The organism is Bacteroides sp. An19, from assembly GCF_002160215.1.
GTDB classification, from domain to species: Bacteria; Bacteroidota; Bacteroidia; order Bacteroidales; family Bacteroidaceae; genus Phocaeicola; species Phocaeicola intestinalis.
Map to the genome: position 1 here is coordinate 60,126 of NZ_NFKD01000012.1, position 18,275 is coordinate 78,400.

The following is an 18,275-nucleotide window of genomic DNA, read 5'->3' on the forward strand; positions in this document are numbered from 1 at the left end:
ACTGATACCTTGTCAACTTAAAATTAAAGTTTTCTTACGCATTCTTTGAACTGGTCGCCCCGGTCTTCGTAGCTTTTGAAGAGGTCGAAGCTGGCACAGCAAGGGCTGAGCAATACAGTCTCGCCGTTTTTTGCCATACGGTAGGCAGCGTTTACGGCATCTTTCATGCTCTGCACGTCGGCTGTTGGCAAACCGAAGCTGTCGAAGAAGGCATGCAGCTTTTCGTTGTGCAGTCCCAGAAATATCAGTCCACAGCACTTCTCACGCACCAGGCCGGCTATTTCATTGTAGTCGTTACCCTTGTCCTTGCCGCCCAAAATCAGGATGGTTTTGGTCTTCATGCTCTTCAATGCATACCAGCACGAGTTGACGTTGGTAGCTTTCGAGTCATTGATATAATCTACTCCACGCACGCGTGCCACTTTCTCCAGTCTGTGTTCCACTCCCTTGAAGTCGCTCAGTGCTTCGCGGATGCAGCTTTTCCGGATGCCGGCAATGTTGGCAGAGATGCCTGCCGCCATGGAGTTGAACAGGTTATGGGTGCCGGTCAGGGCAAGTTCCTCCTGTTCCATGTTGAACTCGATGGGCTTGGTGAAATAGATTTTGTTTTCCTCCGTGAATGCCGCCAATCCCTCTTCGCGCTTTTCGGCGAAAGGATAATATTGGCCGTGTATGCCGTACTTATGCAGCTCTTTCTGGATGATGGGGTCATCGTTCCAAAAGATGAAAGCATCATCGTCGGTCTGATTCTGTATGATGCGGAATTTGGCGTCAATGTAGTTCTGCATCTTGTAGTCGTAGCGGTCCAGATGGTCGGGCGTGATGTTCATCAATACGGCGATGTTTGCATGGAACTTATACATATTGTCCAGCTGGAAGCTGCTCAGTTCGATGACATAGTAATCAAAGTTGCATTCCGCCACCTGATAGGCAAGGCTTTGTCCGATGTTTCCGGCAAGTCCTACATTGAGCCCTGCCTTTTTAAAAATATGGTAAATGAGTGAGGTGGTGGTAGTCTTTCCGTTGCTTCCTGTGATGCAAATCATTTTGGCGTGCGTGTATCTGCCTGCAAATTCTATCTCAGAGATAACGGGCGTTCCTTGTGCTTTCAGTTTCAGGATGATAGGGGCATTGTTCGGAATACCCGGACTTTTGATAATTTCATCTGCATTCAGAATCAACTCTTCCGTGTGTTGTCCCTCTTCCCAGGGGATGTTTCTCTCGTCCAGGACTGTTTTGTACTTGTCCTTTATCGACGACATGTCTGAAACAAAAGTGTCGAACCCTTGTTTCTTTGCCAGTACGGCAGCGCCTGTGCCGCTTTCGCCGGCTCCTAAAATAACAATTCTCTTTGCCATTCTTATTTAATTTGCTAATGTGCGAATGTAATGTATCAATTTGCTAATGTGTTAATGTGTTAATGTGCAAATGTGTTAATGTGCAAATGTGTTAATGTGCAAATGTGTCAATGTGCTAATGTATTAATGTGCAAATGTGTCAATGTGCAAATGTGTCAATGTGCTAATGTATTAATGTGCAAATTATTCCATTGGCACATTTCCACATTGTTTATTGGCACATTATTTATTGGCACATTTCCGCATTGTTTATTGGCACATTATTATTGGCACATTTCCACATTGTTTATTCGCACATTATTTATTATCGTATTTTCAATGTTATAATTGTAATAGCTGCCAACACAATGGTTACAATCCAGAAACGTACGGTGATTTTCGATTCATGGAATACGTTATGAGGAGTTGTAATCAAGTAGGTACAGTTCGGGTCAAGCTGCGCCATTGTGGTCCGGAAATGGTCGTGGATGGGGGTTCGCTTGAATATCCGTTGTTTTATTCCTTTTTTCTTTCCTTTCTGGAAATAACGCACTTGCAAAATAACCGATAGATTTTCTACCAGGAACACGCCGCACAGAATCGGTATCAGCAGTTCTTTATGGATGATGATGGCAAATACGGCGATGATTCCTCCGATGGTAAGGCTGCCTGTATCACCCATGAATACTTGTGCCGGGAAGGCATTGTACCACAGGAAACCGATGAGCGCACCGATGAGCGCACAAATGAAAATAACCAGCTCTTCGCTGCCGGGAATGTACATAATGTTCAGGTAACTGGCGTATTCGATGTGGCTTGACACGTATGCCAGAATGCCCAGCGTCACTCCGATTATAGCCGAATTGCCTGCTGCCATGCCATCCATGCCGTCGTTCAGGTTGGCACCGTTTGATACGGCAGTCACGACGAAGATGGTAATGATGACAAAGACAATCCAACCGGCTGTCTGGGCATGTTCGCCCATGAAGCCCACGATGTCGGCATAGTCGAGGTTGTTGTTCTTGAAGAACGGTATGGTGGTTTTGGTCGATTTTTCATCCTGACTCTTATGTACCACGTCTACTACATGCCCGTCACGTTGTATCTCTACGTTTTCGCGGATAACGACCTGCGGGCTGAGGTAAAGCGTAAGACCTACGATCAGCCCCAGTCCTACCTGTCCGATAATCTTGAATTTCCCATGCAGTCCTTCCTTATCCTTGCGGAACACCTTGATGTAATCGTCCAGAAAACCTAATGTGCCCAGCCAGACTGTGGTAATCAGCATCAGAATCGTGTAAATGTTGTGCAATTTTCCCAACAGCAGGCAAGGAATCAGTACGGCAACAATGATGATGATGCCTCCCATGGTGGGGACGCCCACTTTGTTTACATTGAACGGGTCGATGGAGGCGTCACGTTGTGTCTCGGTAATCTGCTTGCGTTTCAGCATGTTGATAAAGTATTCTCCGAAGATGGCGGAAATCAACAGAGACAGGATGACTGCCATCAGTGAGCGGAAGGATACATAACCGAACATGCGTGCCCCCGGGAAATCGAACTGTTCTAAATATTGGAATAAATAGTATAGCATGTCTTCTCCGGGTTATTCGTTGGCAAATATTTCGTTTACAATCTCTTTGTCATCAAAATGGTGCTTTATGCCTTTGATTTCCTGGTAGTTCTCATGCCCTTTCCCTGCTATCAGGATGACATCTTGCGGCTGTGCCAGCATGCAGGCGGTGCGGATAGCTTCTTTCCGGTCGGCGATGGATAAAACTTTCTGCATGTCATTCTTGTTCAGTCCGGCCAGCATGTCGTTGATGATGTCTTGAGGTTCCTCAAAGCGGGGATTGTCGGACGTAATGATGACCTTGTCGCTTTGTCTGGCAGATTCTTGTGCCATCAGAGGGCGTTTCCCTTTGTCGCGGTTTCCGCCTGCGCCTACCACAGTGATGACCCGTCCTCTGCCTCGTAATACTTCGTGGATGGCACTCAGTACATTTTCCAGTGCATCGGGTGTGTGAGCATAATCGACAATGGCGGTATATCCTCGCTTGGAGCGAATGGCATCAAAGCGTCCGGCCACAGGGCGCAAGGTACTCAGGACGAGTAAAACGTCTTCAGGTTGCTTGCCCAACAGGCAGGCAGCTCCATATACGGCAAGCAGGTTGGATGCGTTGAAGCGTCCGATGAACTGTACGTTTACTTCACGGTTATTGATGTCCAGCAGCATGCCGTCGAACCCGTCTTCCAGTACTTTCCCTTTGAAGTCGCACAAAGTACGCAATGAATAGGTGGCAATGCGTGCTTTGGTATTCTGTACCATGACCTTGCCGTTCTTGTCATCCAGGTTGGTCAGTGCAAAAGCCGTTTTTGGCAAATTGTCGAAAAAGGCCTTTTTGGCTTTCAGGTAGTTTTCGAATGTCTTGTGGTAGTCCAGGTGGTCACGGGTGATGTTAGTGAAAATGCCTCCCACGAAGCGCAGGCCTCCGATGCGTTTTTGGGCTATGGAATGCGAGCTTACTTCCATGAATGCATATTTGCAGCCTTCGTTTGCCATTCGCCCCAGCAGCCGGTTCAATGTGATAGGGTCGGGCGTGGTATGGTCGGCAGGGATAGCTTCGCCGTCGATATAATTGCAGACGGTAGACAGCAATCCTACCTTGTATCCGAATTGCCGGAACATCTTATATAATAAGGTAGCAATGGTGGTTTTCCCGTTCGTGCCTGTTACCCCTACCAGGTCAAGTTTGGAAGTCGGATCGCCATAAAAAGTAGTGGCCAGCTTGCCCACCGCATCTTCTGTATCTGATACGCGGATATAGGTGATATCTTCCTTGTATATATCGGGGAGCTGTTCGCAGACGATGGCTGCCGCTCCTTTTTCGATGGCTTTCTGTATATAGGCGTGTCCGTCGGTTTGTGTTCCTTTTACGGCCACGAATAAGTCTCCGCTTTCGATGAGGCGGGAATCCATCTGGATGCCTGTGATTTCCCGGTCTGTCCGGCCGATGGTTTCACAGGTAGTTACGCATGTAAGAATGTCTGTTAATTTCATGTTTGTGTTGTATTTCTAATTCTTCAAAGTCAATATGATGGTTGTCCCTTTGTGCAGGGCAGAGCCTGCCGGGATACTTTGTTTGTATACTTTGCCTACTCCGGAGAGCTGTACTTTCAGTCCGTGGCTCTCAAGCAGAAATACGGCATCTTTTGCTCCCATACCGATGACATTGGGCACTGACTTGTTGTTGATATTGGTCGTTTTCAAGTTGGCATGTGCTGTAGTGCTGGATGCTTTTCCCCAAATGGGTTCATCCGATTGTGGGATGGTATTGCTGTTGCCGGGTACTTGTAAGGCGCGTAGTACATATGCCGCTTCTTCAATATCGCCGTTTTTTACATCTGGGATAAAAATGGATGTAGAATCTTTGGCGTATGCCAGATCGCGCACCAAGTGTTTGGCATAAATGCGTTCGGCTATGCGGCTGAATACACTTCCAGCCTGCAAGCCTCCAGAGGCAGGTCCGTGAGGAATCAAAACGGATACCATGCAACTGTATTTAGGAGCCTCGGAAGGGAAGTATCCGCAAAAGCTGACTTGGTAACTTACGCCACCTGCCCGATAGCCTGCCGTACCTTGTGAAATCTGTGCTGTGCCTGTCTTGCCTGATACGTTGAACTGTTTGCTTCCAGCCGGTTTGGCAAGTCCTTGCGACACCACTTTCCGCAGGATGGCACGAATCATGGTCAGTGTGGTGTCTGAACAGATTTTCGGGTTTATCACTTCGGTAGGTATCTCCTGCAATATTTCACCGTCTTTGGCAATGGCTTTTACGAATTTCGGTTTCACCATTACTCCGTTATTGGCGATGGCGTTGTAGAAATTCAGGATGTAGATAGGAGGAAACATTGTTTCATAACCGATACTCATCCACGGTAGGCTGGTGCGGCTCCAAGGCATGGCTCCCTTGATGCTGTCTCTCTCGCGCGGTCCCCATATGCGCGGGCTTGCCTCGCCTACGAAGCCTAGGTGCAAGGGCTTGTCGATGCTCATCCGTTTCAGTCCGTCGACGAATTTCTGCGGGTTGTTTTTATAGAAACGGTCGATGATGGTGGACACACCGACATTGGAAGAAACTTCCAGAATACGGGTTACATCGATGGCGCCATAACCGCCTTTGTACCAGTTCCAGTCTTTCATCCAGCTTCCATACATGTTGACCATCCCATTGCCTGTGTCTACCACATAATCGGGTGTGATATATTTGTCTTCCAGTGCCACCATGATGGAAGCGGTTTTAAAAGTGGAACCAGGTTCCATCAGGTTGCTTACAGCGTTGTTCCGCATTTCATAATAATGTCCGTCGTTGCCACGTATCATGTTTACATTGGCTTTTACTTCGCCGGTTGCCACCTCCATTACGATGGCCACACCCGATAATGCTTCCAGATTTGTCAACTGGTCTACCAATGCCTTTTCGGCGATATCCTGCATATCTACATCAAGGGTCGTGATGATGTCGTATCCATCTACAGGTGGCTGGTCTACGATATTCAGATATTTGTTCATTACCTTTTGCCGGTGAGTGATGCCGTTCTTGCCTCGCAATACCGAATCGTAAGTAAGTTCCAGTCCGTTCTTGGCTCCCAGGCTCATGTCGGGATACATGTCGCCTAATGTACGTGCTGCCAGTGAGCCGAATGGTTTCTTGCGCTGGTTGAACTTTTCTTCGTGCAGTCCTCCTGTGTTCGGTCCCAGACAGAATACAGGTAATTGTTTGACCTGTTTGTATTCGATGTACGAAATACGTTTGGGGTAGAGCAGGTAATGGCGACTTTTTTTCCGTCTTCCTTTTAAGATGTGCTTGCGGAACTCCTGTGCGCTCTTGTCGGGGAATATTTCGTGCAGCCCCTGACAGATTTCGGTCAGGTGATTGGTCAGCAAGGTATCACTCTCTTTGTATCCTCCCGCCCGGAAGTCCATATAGATTTTATATTCCGGCAGGCTGCTTGCCATCAGTTTTCCATCGGCAGAAATGATGTTGCCCCGTGTGGGGGGGACGACAACATTCTCTTTTACGAAACGGTCTGCTACATCTTTCCAGTACTGCCGTTCGGCAAACATGATAAAGCCTGCCTTGACTATGATGAGGATAGCCAAGACCAGCATAATCACTACAATGAAGGTGTAGCGGAACATGATATTTTTAATGCCCGGTATCATACGCATCTCAGTTTTCTTTTTTTATCAGGTAGGGTGGGGTGGTTGCAGTAGCAAGTCCCGTGTTTTCAGTCGACAAGTATTCTTCGATACGCGACTGGCGGCTTTTTTCAGTCAGTTCGGAAGAGATGGTAAGGGCATCGTATTTGATGTCGGTCAGTTCTTTTTTCAACCGGTCTATTTCGATTAATTCTTGCTGGCTTGAATAGCGGTTGTCAATATATAGAATGGTAAGGAAGACAATTAGTATCAGCAGATTGGCTTGTCTCCTGAAAAAATTATGTGCAAGAATATCTCCCCCCATGATGCTTTTGAAAGTGATATGGGGTTGTTTGGGTTGTTCTGTATTTCTGTTTTCTTTCATGTCTTCAAATCTCCATAAATTTATCCGATTTTTTCTGCAATCCGCAGCTTGGCGCTTCGGGAACGTGGGTTGCGGGCTTCCTCTTCGTCTGTAGGCGTGATTATTTTACAGACAGCACGCAGCGGTGCTTCGATATTTCCGTAAAAATCTTGTTTCATCTTGCCTTCCACATTGCCTGTTTTGATGACGTTCTTTACCATCCGGTCTTCCAGTGAATGGTAGGTGATGACTACCAGTCTTCCTCCAGGCTTCAATGCCTGGATTGCAGCCTTCAGCATTTCTTTCAGTGCCTCCATTTCGTGGTTCACTTCGATGCGTAATGCCTGGAACGTTTTTGCCAGTTCTTTTTTTTCGCGTTCTTTGCCGAAAAAAGGCTTGATGATTTCCAGAAACTCACCGATGGTATTTATTGTTTTTTGCGACCGTGCCTTGACCAGTGCCGCGGCCAGTTTACGACTGTTTTTCAGTTCTCCATACAGATAGAACAGGTTGGCAAGCTGTTCTTCTTCGTATGTATTGATGATATCGGCGGCAGTTATGCCTGCCCGTTTGTTCATCCGCATATCCAGTTTCCCGTCGAACCGGAAGGAGAATCCTCGTGTCGAATCGTCGAAATGGTGTGATGATACTCCCAAATCAGCAAGAATGGCATCTACTTGTTCCACTCCGTAATAACGCAAGAAGTTATGCAGGTAGCGGAAGTTGCTTCTGACGAAGGTGAATCGTCCGTCTTGGGGAATATTTTGTTCAGCGTCTTCATCTTGGTCAAATCCAAAAAGGCGGCTGTTTATTCCCATGCACCGCAGTATTTCCCGCGAATGTCCTCCTCCACCAAAAGTAAGGTCGACATAGGTTCCTCCGTCATGCAATTCCATGCCTTTGATGCTTTCGTGAAGCAATACAGGTATGTGGTATGTTTGTTGTTCGTCCGTCATATATGCAGCTTATTTTCTACCTTTTTCTCCTTATTATTCTATGAGCTGGTAAAATTACACATTTCGTAGCAAATGACATATAAGGTTTGTCGAAAATCTTTGAAGAAGTTATCAACAGGTCTTGATAGCGAATGTGTAAAATCAAGGAAGTGTGCACACAGGGGTAGCTTGTTGTGCAGTTTTCAGGCATTTGGGGTTTCCATTTGTTGTTTTTTTCATTGTTTGCCATATTTTCCTGCTCAATAGTGAGCAACTTAACAAAAGAAAAATTACATTTGCAAAGAAATCTAGAATGAAGCAATGGCGGAAAAATCGATTTTTTTAATAGACATTGATAAAATATTGAAAGAGAAAGCGGGGAAAAAGGCTGGATACGTTCCCCGTTTCCTGGTGTCTTACCTGAAGCGGATTGTCCATCAAGATGAAATAAACGGTTTCTTGAGAAGCGTGGAAGATAAGACTGGAGTCGAGTTTCTGGCTGCATGCATGGATTTCCTGGATGTCAAGCTGGAGGTAGAAGGGCTGGAAAACCTGCCCCAAGAGGGATTGTGTACGTTTGTGTCCAATCATCCTTTGGGAGGACAAGACGGGGTAGCATTGGGTTACTTGTTGGGCAAACATTATGACGGACGTATCAAATACTTGGTCAATGATTTGCTGATGAACTTGCATGGACTGGCTCCGCTGTGCATTCCTATCAATAAGACTGGTTCGCAATCACGTGATTTTCCCCGTATGGTTGAGGAAGGATTCCGTTCGGACAGTCATATCATCATGTTTCCGGCAGGCATCTGTTCGCGTCGGAGGCATGGAGTGATTCAGGATTTGCCCTGGAAAAAGACTTTTGTGACCAAGAGCGTGGAGACCCAACGTAATGTGGTGCCGGTTCACTTTGAGGGAAGAAACTCCGATTTCTTCTACAATCTGGCGAATGCCTGCAAGTTTTTGGGAATACGTTTCAATATAGCCATGCTTTATCTGGCTGATGAAATGTTCAAGAACCGCCATAAGACCTTCCGTGTCGCTATTGGAAAACCGATTCCGTGGCAGACATTCAACAGGTCGAAGTCGCCGGTCGAATGGGCGGCATATGTGCGTGACTTGGTATATAAACTGTAAATTAGACAAATAAGATATATGGAAGCTATTATTGCACCGGTTGAACGGGAGTTGCTGAAATCGGAACTGACGCCGGACAAGCGTTTGAGATCAACCAATAAAAGTAATAACGAAATTTACATTGTAAACTGGAAAAATGCCCCGAATGTGCTAAAGGAAATCGGCCGTCTGCGTGAAATTGCATTTCGTGCCGCAGGTGGAGGTACAGGGCAATCTGTTGATTTGGACGAATACGACTTGATGGAGAATCCTTACCAGCAGTTGATTGTGTGGAATCCTGATGCCGAAGAAATTTTAGGAGGGTACCGTTATCTGTTGGGGAATGAAGTTGAATTTGATAAAGAAGGAAGACCGGTACTTGCTACTGCACACATGTTCAATTTTTCCGAAAAGTTCTTGAAAGAGTATCTTCCTACGACTATTGAGTTGGGACGTTCCTTCGTTACTCTTGAATATCAGTCAACCCGTGCAGGTTCGAAAGGATTGTTTGCTCTTGACAATTTGTGGGATGGCTTGGGAGCACTGACCGTTGTCAAACCCAATGTAAAATATCTCTTCGGGAAAATGACAATGTATCCCAGCTACAACCGTTTCGGACGGGATATGATTCTGTATTTTCTGAAGAAACATTTTTCTGATAAAGACAACCTGATTACCCCGATGGAGCCTTTGCAAATCGATACCGATGAGGATATGCTGAAAAATATATTCTGCTATGATACGTTTAAGGAAGATTATCGGGTATTGAACCGCGAGGTGCGTAAACTGGGGTATAACATACCTCCTTTGGTCAATGCTTATATGAGTCTTTCGCCTACGATGCGTATGTTTGGTACAGCAATCAATGACGGCTTCGGTATGGTAGAGGAAACGGGTATCTTGATTGCTGTTGATGAAATCTTGGAAGAAAAGCGCGTACGCCATATCGAGTCTTATCTGCGTGAACACCCCGAAGCGCTTCATCTTACTTCGGGAGCGAATCCGGTGGTATCGGGAGAGAGGAAAGCCCAGTAATAGAAAGAAAAACTGCGCAATCCAGACTTGATATAGAATAGCAGGTGTCTACACCGCCGGCAGGCTGTTTCCATTGATTTTTCGGTAGAGGTCAAGGGCATATACATCGGTCATGCCGGAGATGTAGTCCAGTACGGCTTGGATTTTTCCATAAAGAGTGGGTGCCTGCATGTCGTATTGGTGCGACACACGGTTAATGAGCAACTGCGAATAGGCTTTGTGCGGATAACGTACTGCTTCTATCATCAGGTCTACCAGTGTGGTGATGACCTGATAGCCGGCAAGTTCGATGTCGAGCACGTCCTTGGCACAATATATCTTTTCAAAGGCAGTTTCCGAACATTGTTTGTAGGCTTCACGTACGGGAGAGGCAATCTGTTTGATGAGCGGTCCCTGAAAACTGCCTGACAGAATTTCTTCTTCGTGTTCGACGAAGGTTTCCACGCAGGCACGGGTCAGTACACCGATGGCTGATGAGCGTAGGTAGGCTATCTGTTCGTTGGTATCAGTTACCAGCTGGCATATCTGATGGATACGGTTCAGGCGTTCGGCGCTGAAGAAACATGCATACAGCTCCTTGGTTTCCTGAGTGGTCAGGATTTTCAGTTTGTGTGCATCTTCGATGTCCATCATCTGGTAGCAGATATCATCGGCGGCTTCTACCAGATACACCAGTGGATGGCGGGCATAGCGTATCGGTTCGCCTTCATTGCTGAGGCGGATAATTCCCAGTTCACGTGCAATGCGTTCGTAGTCGGCTTGCTCGCTCAAAAAGAAACCGAATTTTTGCTTCCCGCCGGCAAGTTGTGACGAAAAGGGATATTTTACGATGGATGCAAGGGTAGAATAGGTTAAGACGAATCCTCCTGGGCGTCGTCCGCGGAATTGATGGGTCAACAGGCGGAAAGCATTGGCGTTGCCTTCGAAGTGAGTCAGGTCTTCCCATTCGGCGGGAGATAGCAGAGACTTCAGTGCCTGGCCTTTTCCTTCCGAAAAATAAGTGCCGATAGCTGTTTCGCCCGAATGCCCGAAGGGAGGGTTGCCCATGTCGTGAGCCAGGCAGGCTGCCGAGACGATGGCTCCTATTTCTGCAAGATGTGAGCCGGCAAGTTCCGGATGTTTTTGAAGGAGCAGATGGGCTACATCGTTCCCCAACGAACGTCCCACGCACGACACCTCCAGGCTATGTGTCAGCCGGTTGTGTACAAAGATGCTTCCCGGAAGTGGAAATACTTGTGTCTTGTTCTGCAGGCGGCGGAACGGTGATGAAAAAATGAGTCGGTCGTAGTCGCGTTGAAATTCGGTACGGTCTTCTTTTCTCACTTCGTGCAAGGCTTCCAGCCCGAAGCGTTTGTTTGATATCAGTTGGTTCCAGTTCATCATATTTCTTCAATTCTTTCGGATCTCGGCTTGCAAATGTATAAAAGATTCGTTTAAAAAATGGTAAACGTATTTATAAATCCTGCGAAATATGTATTTTCGCAGAAGATTTAAACTCAATGCATCACTGGTTACACAGATTTTGTCATGCAATCGTAAAGGAAATTATTTTTATTTGTGTAATCTGGTGGTGAAAACAATAATGAGCAAACTTACAATGAAAGTACAGATTATCAATAAGTCGAAGCATCCGCTTCCGGAGTATGCCACTTCCCTTTCGGCAGGTATGGACTTACGTGCCAACCTGGATGAGCCTATTGTGTTGAAACCTTTGCAACGTTGCCTGGTGCCTACGGGATTGTATATAGCTTTGCCCGAAGGTTATGAAGCCCAGATACGTCCTCGTAGCGGACTTGCATTGAAAAGAGGTGTCACCCTGCTGAATACACCTGGCACGATTGATGCTGATTATCGGGGAGAGATAGGAGTAATTATGGTCAACCTTTCTACCGAAGATTTTACGGTGACTGATGGCGAGCGTATTGCTCAAATGGTGATAGCCCGTTATGAACAAGCCGGATGGCAGGAGGTAGAAGTATTGGACGATACTGCACGGGGTGCAGGAGGCTTTGGGCATACGGGGACAAAATAAAGTCCTTGGTATTCGGGTTGTCAGGTTGGATAAGGCGGCTTTATAGTTGAAAACTTATACACATTCAGATGAAAAATTTATTCTATATATTATTTGCAACAAGCATGGCGATGATGTTCGTAGCTTGCGGCACGACAAAGAAACAGGCGAAGCAGTCAGATGCAGGTGTGGCATATACGCTGAGCTTCGAACAGCGCCGGAAGTACGATTATTATTTCCTGGAGGCAGTGCGGATGAAAGAAAAAGGACAATACGATGCGGCATATGAGTTGTATAAACATTGTCTGGACATCTATCCTTCATCGGGCGCTGCGCTTTACGAGATTTCACAGTTTTACATGTATTTGGGGCAGGAGGAAAAAGGCGAACAGGCATTGAAGCAGGCAGTGCGTTCCGATGAATCCAATTTCTGGTATAAACAGACGTTGGCTTCGTATTATGAACAAAAGATGAACCTGCCCAAAGCTATTGCCGTTTACGAAAATATGGCAGAGCAGTTTCCGGCACGCCTTGAACCGTTGATGTCGCTGGTCGATTTGTATAACCGGACAAAGAGTTACCAGAACGTCATCTATACCCTGAACCGTTTGGAAGAGCTGGACGGCAAATCCGAACAAATCAGTATGGAAAAGTTCCGGATGTATTTGTTGATGGGGAAACAGGACAGTGCTTTTGTCGAAATCGAGAACTTGTCGAAAGAATATCCTTATGACCTGCGCTACCAGACTATCCTGGGTGATGTGTATCTGAACAATGACAAACCCGATGAGGCGCTGGCGGTATATCAGCGTATCTTGAAGGAAGAACCCGATTATGCACCAGCAGTGTTGTCGATGGCTTCTTATTATCAAAAAACCGGGCAAGACAGTCTGTACCAGCTTCAGCTGGACACCATTCTGATGAACGATGATGTAGCCTCTGATACGAAGATGGAACTGATGCGCCAGTGTATTCTGCAGTCGGAACAGACTACGAAAGACAGTATGCAGATCGTTTCCTTGTTCCGGCGCATACTGGAACGTCCGCAGCAGAATGCCGACCTGGCTATGCTGTGTGCACAGTATATGATTACCAAGAATATGAAGAAAGAATCGGTTCCGGTGCTTGAACAGGTCCTTTCGTTGGATCCGGAAAACAAGCCTGCGCGTCTTCAGTTGTTGAGTTATGCAATACAAGATAACGAATTGGATGAAGTAGTCCGGATAGCGAAATCAGCGCTCGAATACCATCCCGAAGCATTAGAATTTTATTATTATTTAGGAGTGGCATATTATCAGAAAGAGGAACTGGACGAAGCGCTTGATGTATTTACACGAGGTGTGAAACAAGTTAATGAGAAAAGCGATAAAGGAGTAGTTTCCGACTTTTATGCCATCTTGGGTGATATTTATCATCAAAAAGGCAGGGCTGACGAGGCATATGCGGCTTATGATTCATCTTTGGTTTATAATCCCGACAACATCGGTACACTGAACAATTATGCTTACTATCTTTCGATAGAGAAAAAGAATCTTGACAAGGCGGAAGAAATGAGTTACCGCACGGTAAAGGCAGAACCCGATAACGATACCTATCTGGACACGTATGCCTGGATTCTTTTCGAGAAAGGTCGTTACACCGAAGCACGTATCTACATCGAGCAGGCTTTGCGCAATGGAGGAGAGAAGAGCCGGGTCATCATGGAGCATTGTGGTGATATTTATTATATGCTGGGTGAAAAAGATAAAGCTTTGGAATACTGGAAAAAGGCAGATGCCATGGAGAAGGTGGAAGAAGGGGAAACTCCACCTACCGAGCAGGAAATCAAACGCCTGAAACAGAAAATAAGATTGAAAAAATATGTAGAATAGGTGACAAGTTAGCAAGGTGACAAATTCTTCAAATACCTTGGTGATTAAACCGTGTCAACTCATTGCCTTGTCACTTAAAAAGGAACATCATGAAAAGACTGATAAATTATATAGGACTTGTAGTGGCAGTAGCACTCGTCGTGTCTTGTTCTTCTTCACGGAAGGTCGCCAGAACGCCGATGATTGGCGGGCTGACCGGAACGGATTATATCGAAAAAGTTATCGAACTTTCGCCTGTCTGGCAGAGCCTGAGCGGAAAAGTAACATTGAGCTTGTCTACTCCCGAAGGTGTGTCGAAGGTAGGAAGTGCCACCCTCCGGCTCAAGCGGGACGAGTCGATACAATTGTCGGTGGCACCCTTGCTGGGCATTGAGATGGCTCGTCTGGAGATTTCGCCCGATGGTATATTGGCACTCGACCGGCTGAACAAGCGTTATGTACAAGTGTCGTTCGAGGAAGTGAACAGTTGGGCACATACCGATTTAAGTTTTTCCATACTTCAGTCATTGTTTCTGAACGAATTGTTTGTACCGGGTAAGCAACGGGTCGCTGTAACCAATGCTGGAGATTTTCGGGTGTCGTTGGCGGACGGACGTGCTGTACTGGAAACACAGGACAGCGGGCAACTGACTTACCGTTTTTATACTTCGACAGATAAAGGATGGCTGGAAGAAAGTAACATCGGCCTGGCTGATACCCCTTATTCCCTGCAATGGAAATATGATGCATTTCAGTTGCTGAAAGACCGTTTTTTCCCAGAACAAATGTATGTAACAATACAAGGTACCGGCAAGCAGGTTGGGGTAGGCATGGAGTTTTCCCGTCTGAATGTAGGGGGTAATTGGGAGGCTCGCACAGAAGTTCCTTCCCGCTATAAGCGCGTGCAGGTGGATGAATTATTGAAGATGTTGGTAAGTAAATGAAGCAGTTTTGGAGTATAATCGGATTATTGTTGCTGGTTTCCGTTTCGCTTTCTGCACAGAGCACAAAGAAGATTCGGGAACTGGAAAAGCAGCATGCAGCTCTGCAAAAGCAGATAACTGATTCCGAGTCTTTGCTCCAGTCTACGCAGAAGGATGTGAAGAGCCAGTTGGACAATCTAGCGTTACTGTCCGGGCAAATCGATGAGAGGAAACGTTATGTCGAGACTGTCGAGAAGGACGTGGAGGTCATCCAGCGCGAAATCGACCGTGTAAAGGCTGAATTGGTTGCTTTGCAGCATGAACTTGCCGACAAGAAAAAAAAGTACGAGAAGTCGGTAATGTATATGTACCGCAATAAGTCGGTACAGGAAAAGCTGATGTTCATCTTTTCGGCAGATAACTTGAGCCAGATGTATCGTCGCTTGCGTTATGTGCGCGAATATGCTGATTACCAGCGTAGACAAGGATTGGAAGTGCAGCGTAAGCAAAAGCAGGTGGCAAACAAGCAGCAGACCTTGCTTGCCAGCCGTGAAGCAAAGCAGCAGTTGTTACATCAGGGAGAGGCAGAAAAGCAAAAACTGGAAGAACAGGAAAAAGAACGCAAGACATTGCTCGCTTCGTTACAGAAGAAGCAGCGGGGCATCCGGCAGGAACTCCAGAAGCAGCGGAAGTCTGCCGACCGTCTGAATGCCGAAATCGACCGCTTGATAGAAATCGAGATAGCAGCCGCGCGCAAACGTGCGGAAGAGGAGGCACGCCGAAAAGCTGCAGAAGAGCGGAAGAAGGCTGAAGCGGAACGGAAAGCAAAAGAAGCAGTTAAGTCCACTGTTGCCGAGAATAAGGAAACGTCTGCTCCTTCGGTTACGGAAAAAGTAGAAGTCTATAAGGTAGACCGTGAAGACCGTCGGCTTTCAGGGGTATTCGAGCATAATAAAGGTAGGTTGCCTATGCCCATTACTGGACCTTACGTAGTGGTAGGACATTATGGCAAATACCAGGTGCAAGGTCTGCGTAACGTCCGGCTGGATAATAAAGGCATTGATATAAAGGGGAAGACTGGAGCACATGCCCGCGCTATCTTTGACGGGGAAGTGTCTGCTATTTTCCAGTATAACGGTTTGTCGAATGTGCTGGTGCGTCATGGCAGCTATATTTCCGTATATTGTAATCTTTCTTCTGTTAGTGTGAAAAAAGGCAGTGTGCTGAAGACTCGTGATGTGATAGGAGTAGTCAATACTGACAAGGGAGGCAATACCGTCCTTCATTTTCAGCTTCGCAAGGAAACCGCCAAGTTGAATCCCGAATTGTGGTTGGCACGCTAAGGGGTCGTGTATCATAGTGTAAATATTTTCTGTGCCTCTTTTAAAAACCGCATGACTGTCTTGCTTGTAAGATTATTAATCTTATAACCGATGAAACTATATGCCGGAGAGAACAATGCTTGCTTGTCATGCCGGATTTGTAATTCACACCGTTCAAATTATAACTCAAGGACTTACGAACTTAAAAACTCAAAAACTTAACAACTAACCTACAGGCTGTTGATTTCTTCTTCGGACAAGCCGCTGCATTCGGCGATTATGCTGATTGCAACTCCTTTAGCCTTCAGGCTTTGTACCATTTCAATTGCTTTTTTCTTTGCTCCTTTTTCAATACCGATTTTTTCTCCTTCTTTCAGTCCTTCCTTGCGTCCTTCTTCCTTCGATTTAATTTTCGCAGTATCAATGGTATTTTTCCAGTCCCGGTAGATTTTCAGGCTTTCTTCGTAGCTGTCGTATTCGGTCTTGGTGAACTTGGCAATCTCAGCGGCTTCGAAGAGTTTGGTGAAGATGCGTTCCTGCAGGGCTTTGGGACGTTCCATCAGGCGTGAGAGGTTGCGCAACACGAAGAGCCATTTCTCGAACATGCCGTTCAGTTCTTCTTCGCTTTTATTGAACTTGGGCATTTCCAGGTAAATGAATGTCAGCTTGTCATAAAACACTTCTTTGGTCCGGGTGTCCATGAGCTTCACTTCGTGGTGATAGAAATCATCGCTCTGCTCGTCGAAGGTGAAGTTGAGGATGCCGATGACATATACGGCTTTCAGCCGGTAGTTCCATTCCTTTATCATTTGTTGGTCACGAATAGGAAATGTTGTATAGAATAGAATCCTGTCCTTGAAGAACTGTTGCTCTCCGTGCTGCATTTCTACCAGTATTTTCTCTCCGTTTTCGTTTTCGCAATACACGTCGAACACCGCCTTGCGATCTGCCTCGCCGGTGCCTAAATGTTCCGTATTGAGGTAGGTCAGGTCTTTCACCACTTCCTTTCCGTGCAGGAGGCTGTTGATGAAGCTGATGAGCAGGTCCTTGTTGATTTCGGTGCCGAACAGTTTCTTGAATCCGAAGTCGGTGTAGGGGTTGACGTATCTGTCGCTGAGTTCTCTGCTGTTCATAAGTCGATGTATTTTAGGGATGTGACGTTTGCAAAGATAATGGTTACAAATTACATTTCCCCATTCATTTGGACAAAATTTGTTCATTAGAAACATTTCCCATGCATTTCCCATGTACTTCCTCTCTCTTTTATAGAATTTTTGAGAAATATTTTCTAAAAGCTCCTGCGAATGGATTTAATGGTCTATATTTGTATTGTGATAATTAAACATAGCATTGAAATTGGTATTTTTAAAATGAGGTTTGAAACATACAGTTCTTTAATGGAAAAAGCAAGGTGCTTTTGTGCAAAAATAAAACGGAAAAGAAATGGTTAAAGAAAAAATATCGCAAAATCAGCATATAATGAATACTACTAGAAAATTATCACCTTCTAGAACGCTGATCATATACTCGATTATCATATCAACAATCGTTGGTTATGCGGTTTATTATGCGTTCATGGAAGGAAATACTGCAATAAAAATTGTTACAATAATTGCGGCATTATGCATTGTACTGCCTATATTGAAAATGCCAGTAAGCATACACGAAGACAATGATAGTATACGAATCAAACTAATTGTAGGAGAAAAAGCCTTTCTCAAAAAAGAATATGCCATAACTCACATCAAAACAAAAAGTTTGTTCTCAATACGTCTGTTCGCTACATCTGTATTTTTATATTGGGGATATTTTTGGACAAAATCAGTGGGAAGATTCTATGCACTATGTGTAGATAACTCCAATTTGATTATGCTAACCAATAAAACTGACGGTTCTAAAATTGTCATTGATTCACCTTATATATAATAAGGTATAATGCAACGATTGACAATCATACTTGTATGAATATCACTTTCATTCGGCCTGATTGCAAATCAATGTAATTCTTAAACAATGAGAGGATAGCGCACTCAAACATAACGCATCTTCTCATTGATTTTAGAAGCTGTTTTGAATTTATCGTGCGATGATTTGGGATGAGTTTTTGAGGCATTTCCGCTTCTGTGATGAGGAAGATAGCGGGCTATCTGACGAAGAACAGGAGCGAAAAGGACCA

The 18,275-nt window shown here is 45.5% G+C and carries 15 protein-coding genes; 7 read left to right on the plus strand and 8 right to left on the minus strand.

Annotation, left to right across the window (positions count from 1 at the left end):
- Nucleotides 1–23: 23 nt before the first annotated feature.
- The 6 genes from murD to rsmH form a co-directional block, all read right to left on the minus strand.
- Entirely contained in the window at nucleotides 24–1,358 is a 1,335-nt protein-coding gene (murD, locus tag B5F25_RS07270; RefSeq protein WP_022038909.1) for a UDP-N-acetylmuramoyl-L-alanine--D-glutamate ligase, read from the minus strand.
- Nucleotides 1,359–1,662: 304 nt separating this feature from the next.
- Nucleotides 1,663–2,931: a phospho-N-acetylmuramoyl-pentapeptide-transferase gene (gene mraY, locus B5F25_RS07275; RefSeq protein ID WP_087248620.1), complete on the minus strand. Its 1,269-nt coding sequence runs from the start codon at nucleotides 2,929–2,931 to the stop codon at nucleotides 1,663–1,665.
- Nucleotides 2,932–2,943: 12 nt separating this feature from the next.
- Nucleotides 2,944–4,398, minus strand: a complete 1,455-nt coding sequence (locus B5F25_RS07280) for a UDP-N-acetylmuramoyl-L-alanyl-D-glutamate--2,6-diaminopimelate ligase (RefSeq protein WP_087210486.1) — start codon at nucleotides 4,396–4,398, stop codon at nucleotides 2,944–2,946.
- A gap of 15 nt (nucleotides 4,399–4,413) precedes the next feature.
- Complete coding sequence (locus B5F25_RS07285) at nucleotides 4,414–6,564, minus strand: penicillin-binding protein (protein ID WP_087210501.1); 2,151 nt, start codon at nucleotides 6,562–6,564, stop codon at nucleotides 4,414–4,416.
- A 7-nt stretch (nucleotides 6,565–6,571) separates the two neighbouring features.
- Nucleotides 6,572–6,925 carry an FtsL-like putative cell division protein gene (locus B5F25_RS07290; protein WP_022038913.1) on the minus strand — a complete coding sequence of 118 codons (354 nt, stop codon included), beginning with the start codon at nucleotides 6,923–6,925 and terminating at the stop codon, nucleotides 6,572–6,574.
- Nucleotides 6,926–6,945: 20 nt separating this feature from the next.
- Nucleotides 6,946–7,860 (minus strand): 16S rRNA (cytosine(1402)-N(4))-methyltransferase RsmH, encoded by a 915-nt coding sequence (gene rsmH, locus B5F25_RS07295; protein ID WP_087248622.1) that lies wholly within the window; start codon nucleotides 7,858–7,860, stop codon nucleotides 6,946–6,948.
- A 300-nt stretch (nucleotides 7,861–8,160) separates the two neighbouring features.
- Between rsmH and B5F25_RS07300 the strand changes: the two genes are divergently transcribed.
- Nucleotides 8,161–8,979, plus strand: coding sequence for a 1-acyl-sn-glycerol-3-phosphate acyltransferase (locus tag B5F25_RS07300; protein ID WP_087210492.1), 819 nt, complete (start codon nucleotides 8,161–8,163; stop codon nucleotides 8,977–8,979).
- Nucleotides 8,980–8,997: 18 nt separating this feature from the next.
- Nucleotides 8,998–9,993, plus strand: a complete 996-nt coding sequence (locus tag B5F25_RS07305) for a GNAT family N-acetyltransferase (RefSeq protein WP_022038916.1) — start codon at nucleotides 8,998–9,000, stop codon at nucleotides 9,991–9,993.
- A 48-nt stretch (nucleotides 9,994–10,041) separates the two neighbouring features.
- On the opposite strand, the gene B5F25_RS07310 is transcribed toward B5F25_RS07305, so the two are convergent.
- Nucleotides 10,042–11,373: a deoxyguanosinetriphosphate triphosphohydrolase gene (locus B5F25_RS07310; protein ID WP_191764941.1), complete on the minus strand. Its 1,332-nt coding sequence runs from the start codon at nucleotides 11,371–11,373 to the stop codon at nucleotides 10,042–10,044.
- A gap of 217 nt (nucleotides 11,374–11,590) precedes the next feature.
- Here B5F25_RS07310 and dut point away from each other — a divergent pair, with 217 nt between their 5' ends.
- From dut to B5F25_RS07330, 4 genes are all read left to right on the plus strand, one after another.
- Nucleotides 11,591–12,025 (plus strand): dUTP diphosphatase, encoded by a 435-nt coding sequence (dut, locus tag B5F25_RS07315; RefSeq protein ID WP_087248632.1) that lies wholly within the window; start codon nucleotides 11,591–11,593, stop codon nucleotides 12,023–12,025.
- Nucleotides 12,026–12,093: 68 nt separating this feature from the next.
- Complete coding sequence (locus B5F25_RS07320) at nucleotides 12,094–13,875, plus strand: tetratricopeptide repeat protein (protein WP_087248624.1); 1,782 nt, start codon at nucleotides 12,094–12,096, stop codon at nucleotides 13,873–13,875.
- Nucleotides 13,876–13,964: 89 nt separating this feature from the next.
- Nucleotides 13,965–14,798 (plus strand): DUF4292 domain-containing protein, encoded by an 834-nt coding sequence (locus B5F25_RS07325; protein ID WP_241148374.1) that lies wholly within the window; start codon nucleotides 13,965–13,967, stop codon nucleotides 14,796–14,798.
- Nucleotides 14,795–16,120, plus strand: a complete 1,326-nt coding sequence (locus tag B5F25_RS07330) for a peptidoglycan DD-metalloendopeptidase family protein (protein ID WP_087210498.1) — start codon at nucleotides 14,795–14,797, stop codon at nucleotides 16,118–16,120. Before B5F25_RS07325 ends, B5F25_RS07330 begins: the two co-directional genes overlap by 4 nt.
- Before the next feature lie 209 nt (nucleotides 16,121–16,329).
- On the opposite strand, the gene B5F25_RS07335 is transcribed toward B5F25_RS07330, so the two are convergent.
- Nucleotides 16,330–17,232, minus strand: a complete 903-nt coding sequence (locus B5F25_RS07335) for an Rpn family recombination-promoting nuclease/putative transposase (RefSeq protein WP_087248626.1) — start codon at nucleotides 17,230–17,232, stop codon at nucleotides 16,330–16,332.
- Between the two features lie 310 nt (nucleotides 17,233–17,542).
- Here B5F25_RS07335 and B5F25_RS07340 point away from each other — a divergent pair, with 310 nt between their 5' ends.
- Nucleotides 17,543–18,025 carry a hypothetical protein gene (locus tag B5F25_RS07340; protein WP_087248628.1) on the plus strand — a complete coding sequence of 161 codons (483 nt, stop codon included), beginning with the start codon at nucleotides 17,543–17,545 and terminating at the stop codon, nucleotides 18,023–18,025.
- Nucleotides 18,026–18,275: the final 250 nt, after the last annotated feature.

Excerpts from the sequence above, each read along its gene's own strand:
- murD (WP_022038909.1), bottom strand. The coding sequence starts at position 1,358 with ATGGCAAAGAGAATTGTTATTTTAGGAGCCGGCGAAAGCGGCACAGGC.
- mraY (WP_087248620.1), bottom strand. The coding sequence starts at position 2,931 with ATGCTATACTATTTATTCCAATATTTAGAACAGTTCGATTTCCCGGGG.
- B5F25_RS07280 (WP_087210486.1), bottom strand. The coding sequence starts at position 4,398 with ATGAAATTAACAGACATTCTTACATGCGTAACTACCTGTGAAACCATC.
- B5F25_RS07285 (WP_087210501.1), bottom strand. The coding sequence starts at position 6,564 with ATGATACCGGGCATTAAAAATATCATGTTCCGCTACACCTTCATTGTA.
- B5F25_RS07290 (WP_022038913.1), bottom strand. The coding sequence starts at position 6,925 with ATGAAAGAAAACAGAAATACAGAACAACCCAAACAACCCCATATCACT.
- rsmH (WP_087248622.1), bottom strand. The coding sequence starts at position 7,860 with ATGACGGACGAACAACAAACATACCACATACCTGTATTGCTTCACGAA.
- B5F25_RS07300 (WP_087210492.1), top strand. The coding sequence starts at position 8,161 with ATGGCGGAAAAATCGATTTTTTTAATAGACATTGATAAAATATTGAAA.
- B5F25_RS07305 (WP_022038916.1), top strand. The coding sequence starts at position 8,998 with ATGGAAGCTATTATTGCACCGGTTGAACGGGAGTTGCTGAAATCGGAA.
- B5F25_RS07310 (WP_191764941.1), bottom strand. The coding sequence starts at position 11,373 with ATGAACTGGAACCAACTGATATCAAACAAACGCTTCGGGCTGGAAGCC.
- dut (WP_087248632.1), top strand. The coding sequence starts at position 11,591 with ATGAAAGTACAGATTATCAATAAGTCGAAGCATCCGCTTCCGGAGTAT.
- B5F25_RS07320 (WP_087248624.1), top strand. The coding sequence starts at position 12,094 with ATGAAAAATTTATTCTATATATTATTTGCAACAAGCATGGCGATGATG.
- B5F25_RS07325 (WP_241148374.1), top strand. The coding sequence starts at position 13,965 with ATGAAAAGACTGATAAATTATATAGGACTTGTAGTGGCAGTAGCACTC.
- B5F25_RS07330 (WP_087210498.1), top strand. The coding sequence starts at position 14,795 with ATGAAGCAGTTTTGGAGTATAATCGGATTATTGTTGCTGGTTTCCGTT.
- B5F25_RS07335 (WP_087248626.1), bottom strand. The coding sequence starts at position 17,232 with ATGAACAGCAGAGAACTCAGCGACAGATACGTCAACCCCTACACCGAC.
- B5F25_RS07340 (WP_087248628.1), top strand. The coding sequence starts at position 17,543 with ATGGTTAAAGAAAAAATATCGCAAAATCAGCATATAATGAATACTACT.